Here is a 10,640-nt window from a genome sequence, read left to right as displayed (position 1 = left end):
TTCTCAAAATCGGTGGAGCTGCATGACAAAGTCATCGGGCATTATCTGAACATAAAACACTATCAGTAAGTTGGAGTCATTACCAACTGCGCCTATATTGGCTTTGGTAAAAGCGCCACGCGCTATCATCTCCCTTATGTTTTATGCCGCAAGGATAAATACAACGTAAAGCGTATTTATGATATTGCGCGTAAGCCAGAGGTTGAAGCGCAGCCGCACTATCAACACATCTGTTTTACCTCCCGGCTGCAGGATATTCTGGAAGATAATACGCTTCAGCTGGTGGTTATCTGCACCCATCCTGATAGCCATTTTGAGTATGCCCGGCTATGTCTGGCACACGGCAAAAACGTGCTGGTCGAGAAACCTTTTACAACCACCCCAGAAGAAGCGAAAACGCTGTTTGCTCTGGCGAGGGAAAAGGGCTTAACCGTCTCTCCGTTTCAGAACCGACGTTTTGATAGCTGTTATTTGACCATGAAACAGGCCATTGAGAGCGGTAAACTGGGGGAAATTGTCGAGATCGAAAGCCATTTTGACTATTTTCGCCCGGCGTCGGAAACCTGTCCCGGCAGTTATTTCGACGGCGCGTTTTATGGCCTTGGCGTGCATACGCTCGATCAAATTATCGCCCTGCTGGGGCGTCCGCAGCAGGTCGGGTACCATCTTCAGCGCCAGAGAAACCCGCTCAACCCTGACGACGCCTTCACCGTTCACCTCTATTACCCGAAAACGACCGCGATCGTGAAAACCAGCCATCTGGTGAAAATACCCGCGCCGAGATTCACGGTACACGGTACGAGAGGCTCGTTTATTCGCTATGGTATCGACCAGCAGGAAACCAGCCTGAAGGCGGGCATTATGCCTGGGGACCCAGGGTTTGGTGAAGATCGTGAATGCGCGGTGCTGGAGTATATCGATGACGCAGGATGTTCTGTCCGGGAGGAACTGTCGGCGGTACCCGGCGACTACGGACGCGTTTATGACGCGCTTTACGACACACTCTCCTCAGGCAAGGCCAACTATGTCAGTGAGCATGAAGCGTTAACCAATCTCGACATTTTGCAAAAGGCATTTCAACAGCCAACGCCTGCCATCGTTTCTCTCGAAGAGGAGGCGTAAAGATGAAACGGCTTCTGAATTGCCGGGCCAGCGACTTTCGTGGCCCCATTACCGGCGATAGCTTACGAGATGCCATCAGCGCCAGCGAAGGGCGCGTCATTATGGCCGAAATTGCTGTGCAGGCGCCCCCGCTGTTTGCAGAGGTGACGAATGCGGAATTGTTGTGCGCGTTTGGCGCCGACCTTCTGCTGCTCAAGGGGATCCATTTTCAGCGGCCCGCATTGAACGGCGGAGAAGAACGTTTTGGCGCCGATCCTGTCAGCCAGGTGAAATGCCTGACGGGGCGTTTAACAGGCGTCAATTTTGAAGTCCTGCCCGCAGACGATCTCTCCAGCCCCGGCGCTTTTCTGCCTGCGCATCTGGAGGCAGTGCGGCATGCAGATTTTTACTGCCTGACCGGCTATGACAAGCCCGGGGTGACGGCCGGGCGTATGTGTCAGGCGATAGCAGCGCTCAGGGCGCAAACCGATAAGCTGATTCTGGCCGCGAAATTTTATAATTCCGGGCTGGCGCAACCCCAGGAGTATGCTGGCTATATCAGTGCAGGCGCAGATGGCGCTATCTTTTCGGCACCAGGCGGATGCCGGGGGGCATCGGAAGGACGCGTCAGCCACATTGCGCAGGCAGTGCAGTCGCAGGGAGGGCTTGCCATCACCACGCTGAGCAGTAGTCAGGAAGGTGCGGATTGTGCTACGGTGCGCGACATTGGCCTGGCCAGTAAACGTTGCGGTAGCGACATGCATAATTTTGGCGACGCAGGGATGGCAGGCATGGCCGACCCGGAAGCGCTGAATGCCTTATCCCTCGCTATCCGTGGCCGACGGCACACCTGGGTGCGTATGGCAGCATCCCTGTCTCGTTAATTTGAGTCGGCCCTGTAAGGGGCCGTTTGCGGAGAGCGTTATGCCTAAGTATATGGAGATCTACCATGAAGTGCGGCGGCGCATTATGGTGGGCATCTATGCTCCCGACAAAAAATTGCCCGAAGGGGCAAGGCTCGCCGTTGAATTTGGATGTAGCGAGCTAACCATCACCAAAGCGCTGGATTTGCTCGTCCGCGAGGGACTGGTGCTGCGCAAGCGTGGGCTAGGCTCGTTTGTTAAGCGCCAGGTTTCTGCGGCAAGCAACTCACACCTGATAGGCACCGCGCAGCGCTGCGCCACTCAGGGGAAAACCCTTACCACTCGCGTGCAGTTATATACCGCCGTGCCTGCCTCTGCCGATATCGCGCAAAAATTGCAAATCCCTGAGGGTGAACTGGTGCATGAAATCCACAGGGTACGCGTCATAGCGGAGATCCCTTCCATCGTGGAGTACACCTGGATGCCTGTCGCGCTGTTTCCTCGTCTGGCTCTGAGCCATGTTCAGCATTCCATTTACGCGTACATTACCCATGAGCTGGGGTGTACCGTCCATAGCGCACATATGAAAGTCACCGGGCGAAACGCCAGCGAGCAGGAAAGGGTGTGGCTGGAGCTGACCGAACCCACCACGCTTATTCAGGTGGAGCAGACGGCATTTCTCGATAACGGCAAGCTGTTTGAATACTCCTGCGCCCGCCATCTCTGGCATACCTTTAACTTTGAGACTGACTTTGTGCGTGTCTGACCCATAAAAAAATGGCGCTCCGAAGAGCGCCTAACAACAGTCACAAGTTGGGTTAATACAATACGTCTAAAGTTGAGGGTTGCAGTGGCATAACAGATGAAACTTAACCTTTCACACCGCCCGCCGTCAGGCCGTTGACCAGCCAGCGCTGCGCCAGCAGGAACACCACAGTAATCGGGATGGCAGAGAGTACGGCCGCTGCGGCAAAGTCGCCCCACAGGTAGTTTTGCGGATTGAGGTATTGCTGCATACCCACGGCCAGGGTGTAACTATTCACATCACGCAGTAGCAGAGACGCGACCGGCACTTCGGTGATGGCGGCGATAAACGACAGGATAAACACCACCGCCAGGATAGGCACCGACAGCGGCAGCAGAACCAGACGGAACGCCTGCCATGGTGTCGCGCCATCCAGCGCCGCCGCTTCTTCCAGCGAGCCGTCGATGGTTTCGAAATAACCTTTGATGGTCCACACATGCAGGGCGATACCGCCAAGATAGGCGAAGATCACGCCGCCGTGGGTGTTCAGGCCGATAAACGGCACATACTGGCCCAGGCGGTCAAACAAGGCATACAACGCGACCAGAGACAGTACCGCCGGGAACATCTGGAAAATCAGCATCCCTTTCAGCAGTGAGGCCTTGCCCGGGAACTTCATACGGGCGAAGGCGTACGCACAGGTGGTGGAGAGCGTCACGATGCCGATCGCGGTGATGGTGGCCACTTTCACCGAGTTCCACAGCCACAGCAGTACCGGGAACGGCGGCGGGGTAACGCGGCCATCGGCATGCTCCACGCTGAAGCCCAGTGCGAGCTTCCAGTGCTCCCAGGAGATTTCGTCCGGGATCAGGCTGCCGGTAGCGAAGTTACCCGAACGCAGGGAGATGGCGATGACCATCAGCAGCGGGAACATGATCGCCGCAATAAAAATCAGCAGCCCTAAATGCGTCGCCAGGAGGCGCAGTTTCTGAGATTTGGGTTGTACCATAGCCATGATCGATGCCCTCCTTAGTCAAATTTCATACGTGTGGCTTTCAGGTTCACTATCGCCAGCGCGCCAACCAGCAGGAAGATCAGGGTGGCAATCGCTGCCGCCAGACCAAAGTCCTGACCGCCGCCGCCTTCAAAGGCGATGCGATAGGTGTAGCTCACGAGCAGATCGGTATAGCCGGCTGGCGTGGTGGTACCGAGACGATCCGGGCCACCGTTGGTCAACAGCTGAATCAGCACGAAGTTGTTAAAGTTGAAGGCAAAGCTGGCAATCATCAGCGGAGTCAGCGGTTTGATGAGCAGCGGCAGCGTAATCTTAAAGAAGTTCTGGAACGGACCCGCGCCATCCATTGCCGAGGCTTCATACAGGTCGTCCGGGATAGCCTTCAGCAGGCCCATGCACAGGATCATCATGTACGGATAACCCAGCCAGGTGTTGACGATGATAATCATCGAACGGGCGGTGGTCGGGTCGCTGAACCAGGCCGGTTTGATGCCGAACAGCGCGCTCAGCATCATGTTGATTTCACCGAAGCTCTGGTTAAACAGCCCTTTGAAAATCAGAATTGAGATAAACGACGGTACGGCATACGGCAGGATCAGCAGCACGCGGTAGATCGCTTTGCCTTTCAGGGCTTCCCACTGCACGAGGCAGGCCAGCACCATACCCACGGCAACGGTCAGGAGTACCGTCAATACGGAGAAGACCACCGTCCAGACGAAGATAGCAAAGAACGGCTTCTGGATCCCTTCGTCGGTAAACACGCGGGTAAAGTTGTCCCAGCCGATGGTCACGGTATAGCCCGGGCTGAGTTTGTCATCGCCCCAGCTGCCGTCGGCGTTTACAGACTGATAGAAACCAATATCGTTGTTCGGACGGTACTTCACGCCGCTCTGGTTATTCGTCAGCGTGCCGTCATCCGCCAGGGTATAGAGTGGCTGCGTGCCGGAAAACTGGCGCAGCGAGCTCATGGTCACTTTGCTTTCATCTGGCAGCACGGCGGTGAGCTGAGTCAGCGCCTGACGGTTCTGGGTAATGATACGCAGGTTAGCGCGTTCGCCTTCCGGCAGGGCTGGGGCCTCTTTTAAGGCCAGTTTCTGCTCGCCGCCAAATTTGAAAGCATCGGAAATATAGGTTTTGCCGCTCTCGCCGTCAGTCAGTGCTAATTTCCATTCGTCACCCGCAGGATACAAACCAAAGTTGAAAGTCTTGCCTGCCTGATAAGAACGGTCCAGAAGCACCTGAGTGGCGCGCTCTTGCGCGAGTTGGTTGGTGCTGCTGTAGTTAGTGAATGCGATAGCGATAGTACAGATCAGCGGGAACAGGACAAACAGCCCCATCCCGGCCACGCCCGGATAGACATAACGCCAGGCATATGCCTTACGGTTGGCGAAAATATACAGGCCAGCAGAGCTTAAAATCAGCGTCATGATGGCGAACAGATATTCCCCTTGTACGTACATTAAAACAACAAGGTAACCCACCAGCAGACAGAGCAGACCGATCGCTGACCACTTCAGCACGTCGCTTTGCCACCAATGTTTCTTTTTAATGACATCCATGGGGTTCTTCCTCTACAACGTTTGATCTTTTCTCCCTCTCCTGGGGGAGAGGGCCGGGGTAAGGGCGTGCGGATAGCGACAACCCTCACCCTAACCCTCTCCCAGAGGGAGAGGGGACTACGGCATTACTTAGTAATACGACCCTGCGCATCTTTCAGCGCGGCATCGACAGTCTGACGACCGCTTGCGGCGTTAATTACCGCAGTACGGGTGGCATACCAGAACGCGGCCATCTGTGGGATGTTCGGCATGATTTCGCCTTTCTGGGCGTTATCCATGGTTGCCGCGATCCGTGGGTCTTTTGCCAGCTGATCCTGGAAGGATTTCAGCGCAACGGCACCCAGCGGTTTGTCCTTGTTCACTTCATCCAGACCCTGATCGGTCAGCAGGTAGTTTTCAAGGAACTCTTTCGCCAGCTCTTTGTTCGGGCTGGCGGCGTTGATACCTGCGCTCAGCACGCCAACAAACGGTTTAGACGGCTTGCCGTTGAAGGTTGGCAGCAGCGTCACGCCGTAGTTGATTTTGCTCTTGTCGATGTTGGTCCAGGCCCACGGACCGTTGATGGTCATCGCGGTTTCGCCTTTGTTGAACGCCGCTTCCGCGATGGAGTAATCGGTATCCGCGTTCATGTGTTTGTTCTTGATCAGATCGACCAGGAAGGTCAGACCCGCTTTCGCACCCGCGTTGTCCACGCCCACGTCTTTGACGTCATATTTGCCGTTTTCAAACTTGAACGCGTAACCGCCATCGGCAGCAATCAGCGGCCAGGTGAAGTACGGCTCCTGCAGGTTGAACATCAGCGCGCTCTTACCTTTCGCTTTCAGCTCTTTATCCAGTTTCGGGATCTCTTCCCAGGTTTTCGGCGGGTTAGGCACCAGGTCTTTGTTATAAATCAGAGACAGGGCTTCCACTGCAATTGGATAAGCGATCAGCTTGCCGTTATAGCGAACGGCGTCCCAGGTGAACGGGAACAGTTTGTCCTGAAAGGCTTTATCAGGCGTGACTTCCGCCAGCAGGCCGGATTGTGCATAACCCCCGAAACGGTCATGCGCCCAGAAGATGATGTCCGGGCCGTCACCGGTTGCCGCAACCTGCGGGAATTTCTCTTCCAGCTTGTCCGGGTGTTCTACGGTGACTTTGATACCGGTGTCTTTTTCGAATTTTTTACCCACTTCGGCCAGGCCGTTATAGCCTTTGTCGCCGTTAATCCAGATAACCAGCTTACCTTCTTCAATTTTGGCGAGAGCCGGTGCGGAAATCATCATTGCTGCAAGGGCGGACAATGCGAAAACGCGTGCGCCAGTCTTGATCTTCATATCTGCCATCCTTTTTTGGTGATGTGCTCGTGGATACATAAGGTGGTTCAACGTCACTCAGTCTCCTTATTTGACATCCTCTTTCCATCCTCCCAACCCCTACGCCCCACCCCCGGTTTGTGTGATCTGTGTTGCATAAATTTAAGTTATGAGTGCTGGCGCACATAAAAACACGCTGAATTTTGCAGGTGGCTTCACGAATTTTGCCTCAGCCCGCCAGCTGCGGTCGCAGAGCCTGCTCTCTCATCCTCCCGCCTCCTCCCCCATAAAAAAGCCGGGGGGTGGAGGATTCGCGAAAGTAATGGATACCCCATAGTGAACTTATCTTGAATGTTTCTGTCGGTGACAGGTTGTAACGAAGGGAGAAGGGCATGGCGAGCGTACAGCTGCGTAATGTAACGAAAGCCTGGGGCGACGTAGTGGTGTCAAAAGACATCAATCTCGACATCCACGAAGGTGAATTCGTGGTGTTTGTTGGCCCATCTGGCTGCGGTAAATCAACTCTGCTGCGTATGATTGCCGGTCTTGAAACCATCACCAGCGGTGATTTGCTGATTGGTGATACCCGAATGAACGACATTCCGCCTGCCGAACGTGGCGTTGGCATGGTGTTCCAGTCTTATGCACTTTATCCCCATCTCTCCGTCGCCGAGAACATGTCCTTTGGCCTGAAGCTGGCGGGGGCGAAAAAAGAGGTGATTAACCAGCGCGTCACGCAGGTGGCGGAAGTGTTACAGCTGGCACACCTGCTGGAGCGTAAACCGAAGGCGCTTTCCGGTGGTCAGCGTCAGCGCGTCGCGATTGGCCGTACGCTGGTTGCCGAACCACGCGTCTTCCTGCTGGATGAACCACTTTCTAACCTGGATGCCGCGCTGCGCGTCCAGATGCGTATCGAAATCTCCCGTCTGCATAAACGTCTTGGCCGCACGATGATTTACGTCACCCACGATCAGGTCGAAGCGATGACGCTGGCTGACAAAATTGTGGTGCTGGACGCAGGCCGCGTGGCACAGGTGGGTAAACCGCTGGAGCTGTATCACTATCCGGCAGACCGCTTTGTTGCGGGCTTTATTGGCTCGCCAAAGATGAACTTCCTGCCCGTCAAAGTCACGGCGACAGCCATTGAACAGGTACAGGTGGAGTTGCCAAACCGTCAGCAAGTCTGGCTGCCGGTCGACAGCGCCAACGTACAGGTGGGGGCCAACATGTCCCTCGGTATTCGTCCTGAGCATTTACTGCCGAGCCACATCGCCGATGTGACGCTGGAAGGTGAAGTTCAGGTCGTCGAACAACTTGGTCACGAAACACAGATTCATATCCAGATCCCCGCCATCCGTCAGAACCTGGTCTACCGCCAGAATGACGTGGTGTTGGTAGAAGAGGGTGCCACATTCGCTATCGGTTTGCCGCCAGAGCGTTGCCATCTGTTCCGCGAGGATGGCACTGCATGTCGTCGGCTGCACAAAGAGCCAGGCGTTTAAGCAATCCCAAAAGAAGACACGAAACCGACAGGTCAAGTGTTCAAAGAAAAGCAATGATCTCAGGAGATAGAATGATGATTACTCTGCGCAAAGTCCCTCTGGCACTCGCCATTGCGGCAGGCATTATGTCTGCCCAGGCAGGTGCTGTAGACTTTAAAGGTTATGCTCGTTCCGGCATTGGCTGGACCGGGAGTGGCGGTGAACAACAATGTTTCCAGGCAACCGGTGCTCAAAGTAAATACCGTCTCGGTAACGAATGTGAGACGTACGCTGAGCTGAAACTGGGCCAGGAAGTGTGGAAAGAGGGCGACAAGAGCTTCTATTTCGACACTAACGTAGCGTATTCCGTTTCTCAGCAGAACGACTGGGAATCCACCAGCCCGGCCTTCCGTGAAGCTAACGTGCAGGGTAAAAACCTGATTGAGTGGCTGCCAGGCTCCACCATCTGGGCCGGTAAGCGCTTCTATCAGCGTCATGACGTCCACATGATCGACTTCTACTACTGGGACATCTCAGGTCCTGGTGCCGGTATTGAAAACATCGATCTGGGCTTTGGTAAACTCTCTCTGGCAGCTACCCGCTCTTCTGAATCAGGCGGTTCTGCAACCTTCGCCGATCGTGATGCCAACGGCGACCGTGTTTATGACAACGTTGTACCTAACGACGTCTTCGACGTGCGTTTAGCCGGTCTGGAAACCAACCCGGGCGGTACGCTGGAGCTGGGCGTTGACTATGGTCACACCAACATTCCTGACGACTACTACCTGCAGCCTGGCGCTTCTAAAGATGGCTGGTTGTTCACTGCTGAACACACCCAGAGCATGATGAAGGGCTTCAACAAGTTCGTACTGCAGTACGGTACGGATTCCATGACCTCTAACGGCAAAGGTATTCCACAGGGCGGTAGCGTTGATAACGATGGCTCCATGTGGCGTGTGCTGGACCACGGTGCAATCACCCTGGCAGACCGTTGGGACCTGATGTACGTCGGTATGTACCAGAACATCGATCGTGACAACAACAACGGTACCGAGTGGTGGACTGTGGGTGTTCGTCCGATGTTCAAATGGACGCCAATCATGAGCACCCTGCTTGAAGTGGGCTACGACAACGTCAAATCTCAGAGAACTGACGAGAAGAACAGCCAGTACAAAATCACCCTGGCACAGCAATGGCAGGCAGGCGACAGCATCTGGTCCCGTCCGGCTATCCGTGTCTTCGCAACCTACGCGAAGTGGGATGAGAAATGGGGTTACGCAAACAACAGCGACACTGGCTACACCTCCGGTGTGGCTTACAGTGACACCTCTGCGAAAACCTTCAGCCGTGGCGACAACGATGAGTGGACCTTCGGCGCCCAGATGGAAATCTGGTGGTAATTCGTTAGACCTGACGTAATGACCTGAAAAGAGGGGCGCAAGCCCCTCTCTCCTTAGGGTGCTGCGCGCTATTGCCTGGCCACCGCAGTGCTCACGCTATCAGAGGTAATAACAATGAAAATGAAGAAAAGTCTCGTCGCGCTGTGCCTCTCTGCGGGGCTGTTAGCCTGTGTTCCGGCCGTCTCCTTTGCAGACGTGAATTTCGTGCCACAAAATACCAGTGCTGCGCCCGCTATCCCGGCAGCGGCACTCCAGCAACTGACATGGACGCCGGTTGATCAATCCAAAACGCAGTCGACTCAGCTCTCTATGGGTGGCCAACAACTGAACGTGCCGGGGATTTCTGGCCCCGTTGCGGCTTATAGCGTACCGGCGAACATTGGTGAATTGACCCTGACGCTGACCAGCGAAGTGAACAAACAGACCAGTGTGTTTGCGCCAAACGTCTTGATCCTCGATCAAAACATGACGCCATCGGCGTTCTTCCCGAGCGACTATTTTAGCTATCAGGAACCGGGCGTAATGAGTGCGGACCGCCTGGAAGGCGTTATGCGCCTGACGCCTGCTCTGGGTCAGCAAAAGATTTACGTGCTGGTATTCACAACAGAGAAAGATTTGCAGCAGACAACAAAGCTGGTTGACCCGGCGAAAGCTTATGCCAAAGGCACCGGTAACTCTGTCCCGGATATTCCGGATCCGCTTGCCCGCCATACCACTGATGGCCTGGTCAAACTGAAAGTTTCCACCAACAGCGCTTCCAGCGTACTCGTTGGCCCACTGTTTGGCTCGTCTGGTCCTGGTCCGGTGACTGTGGGGAATACCGCTGCACCTGTTTATACCGCGCCAGCTGCTACGGCAGCCGCGACCGCAGCCCCAGCTCCGGCGAAGAAAGCTGAGCCGGTACTGAACGACACCGAAGAATACTTCAACAACGCCATTAAGCAGGCGGTGAAGCGCGGCGATGTCGATAAAGCGCTGAAACTGCTTGATGAAGCCGAACGTTTAGGTTCAACCACTGCCCGTTCCACCTTTATCAGCAGTGTAAAAGGCAAGGGGTAACCGTTTCCCCACAGTGCTGATTTGTTAGTAGTTTAGTGCGCCTGAGTGGGCGCACTTTTTTTCGTGCCGCTCGCGCTGTTGCACCATTGTTGCGATAGTGATCGCTAAATAACGTTTGACCG

The 10,640-nt window shown here is 54.9% G+C and carries 10 protein-coding genes; 7 read left to right on the top strand and 3 right to left on the bottom strand.

Annotated elements, in window-relative coordinates:
* The 4 genes from AX755_RS24410 to AX755_RS08265 all read left to right on the top strand — a co-directional run.
* Positions 1-69, top strand: a 69-nt coding sequence (locus AX755_RS24410) for an IS1 family transposase (RefSeq protein ID WP_071607219.1), incomplete at its 5' end; no start/stop codon positions are given.
* Positions 70-78: 9 nt separating this feature from the next.
* Positions 79-1,122, top strand: coding sequence for an oxidoreductase (locus tag AX755_RS08275; RefSeq protein ID WP_062856589.1), 1,044 nt, complete (start codon positions 79-81; stop codon positions 1,120-1,122).
* A gap of 2 nt (positions 1,123-1,124) precedes the next feature.
* The gene (locus tag AX755_RS08270) at positions 1,125-1,985 is read left to right on the top strand and encodes a DUF7916 family protein (protein ID WP_062856588.1); all 861 of its coding nucleotides are present in this window, start codon (positions 1,125-1,127) and stop codon (positions 1,983-1,985) included.
* A gap of 40 nt (positions 1,986-2,025) precedes the next feature.
* A complete protein-coding gene (locus AX755_RS08265; RefSeq protein ID WP_062856587.1) occupies positions 2,026-2,730 on the top strand; it encodes a GntR family transcriptional regulator in 705 nt (234 codons plus the stop codon).
* 103 nt (positions 2,731-2,833) lie between these two features.
* On the opposite strand, the gene malG is transcribed toward AX755_RS08265, so the two are convergent.
* From malG to malE, 3 genes are all read right to left on the bottom strand, one after another.
* Entirely contained in the window at positions 2,834-3,724 is an 891-nt protein-coding gene (gene malG, locus AX755_RS08260) for a maltose ABC transporter permease MalG (RefSeq protein WP_013095043.1), read from the bottom strand.
* A 14-nt stretch (positions 3,725-3,738) separates the two neighbouring features.
* Positions 3,739-5,283 carry a maltose ABC transporter permease MalF gene (gene malF, locus AX755_RS08255; protein WP_020686620.1) on the bottom strand — a complete coding sequence of 515 codons (1,545 nt, stop codon included), beginning with the start codon at positions 5,281-5,283 and terminating at the stop codon, positions 3,739-3,741.
* 125 nt (positions 5,284-5,408) lie between these two features.
* The gene (gene malE, locus AX755_RS08250) at positions 5,409-6,599 is read right to left on the bottom strand and encodes a maltose/maltodextrin ABC transporter substrate-binding protein MalE (RefSeq protein ID WP_014830274.1); all 1,191 of its coding nucleotides are present in this window, start codon (positions 6,597-6,599) and stop codon (positions 5,409-5,411) included.
* A gap of 371 nt (positions 6,600-6,970) precedes the next feature.
* Between malE and malK the strand changes: the two genes are divergently transcribed.
* The 3 genes from malK to malM all read left to right on the top strand — a co-directional run bounded on the left by malK (position 6,971) and on the right by malM (position 10,518).
* Entirely contained in the window at positions 6,971-8,080 is a 1,110-nt protein-coding gene (malK, locus tag AX755_RS08245; protein ID WP_008500080.1) for a maltose/maltodextrin ABC transporter ATP-binding protein MalK, read from the top strand.
* Positions 8,081-8,151: 71 nt separating this feature from the next.
* Positions 8,152-9,459 carry a maltoporin gene (locus AX755_RS08240; protein WP_013095047.1) on the top strand — a complete coding sequence of 436 codons (1,308 nt, stop codon included), beginning with the start codon at positions 8,152-8,154 and terminating at the stop codon, positions 9,457-9,459.
* Between the two features lie 114 nt (positions 9,460-9,573).
* Entirely contained in the window at positions 9,574-10,518 is a 945-nt protein-coding gene (malM, locus tag AX755_RS08235) for a maltose operon protein MalM (protein ID WP_023622494.1), read from the top strand.
* Positions 10,519-10,640: the final 122 nt, after the last annotated feature.

It is taken from the genome of Enterobacter sp. SENG-6 (assembly GCF_001605945.1).
Taxonomy (GTDB): domain Bacteria; phylum Pseudomonadota; class Gammaproteobacteria; order Enterobacterales; family Enterobacteriaceae; genus Enterobacter; species Enterobacter cloacae.
The sequence above is the reverse complement of the archived record's forward strand: the minus strand, read 5'-3'. Positions and strand labels throughout refer to the sequence as shown.

Bases quoted from the DNA above. Each gene is read 5' to 3' on its own strand.
- AX755_RS08270 (WP_062856588.1), top strand. From the start codon at position 1,125: ATGAAACGGCTTCTGAATTGCCGGGCCAGCGACTTTCGTGGCCCCATT.
- malF (WP_020686620.1), bottom strand. From the start codon at position 5,283: ATGGATGTCATTAAAAAGAAACATTGGTGGCAAAGCGACGTGCTGAAG.
- malE (WP_014830274.1), bottom strand. From the start codon at position 6,599: ATGAAGATCAAGACTGGCGCACGCGTTTTCGCATTGTCCGCCCTTGCA.
- malM (WP_023622494.1), top strand. From the start codon at position 9,574: ATGAAAATGAAGAAAAGTCTCGTCGCGCTGTGCCTCTCTGCGGGGCTG.
- malK (WP_008500080.1), top strand. From the start codon at position 6,971: ATGGCGAGCGTACAGCTGCGTAATGTAACGAAAGCCTGGGGCGACGTA.
- AX755_RS08240 (WP_013095047.1), top strand. From the start codon at position 8,152: ATGATGATTACTCTGCGCAAAGTCCCTCTGGCACTCGCCATTGCGGCA.
- AX755_RS08265 (WP_062856587.1), top strand. From the start codon at position 2,026: ATGCCTAAGTATATGGAGATCTACCATGAAGTGCGGCGGCGCATTATG.
- malG (WP_013095043.1), bottom strand. From the start codon at position 3,724: ATGGCTATGGTACAACCCAAATCTCAGAAACTGCGCCTCCTGGCGACG.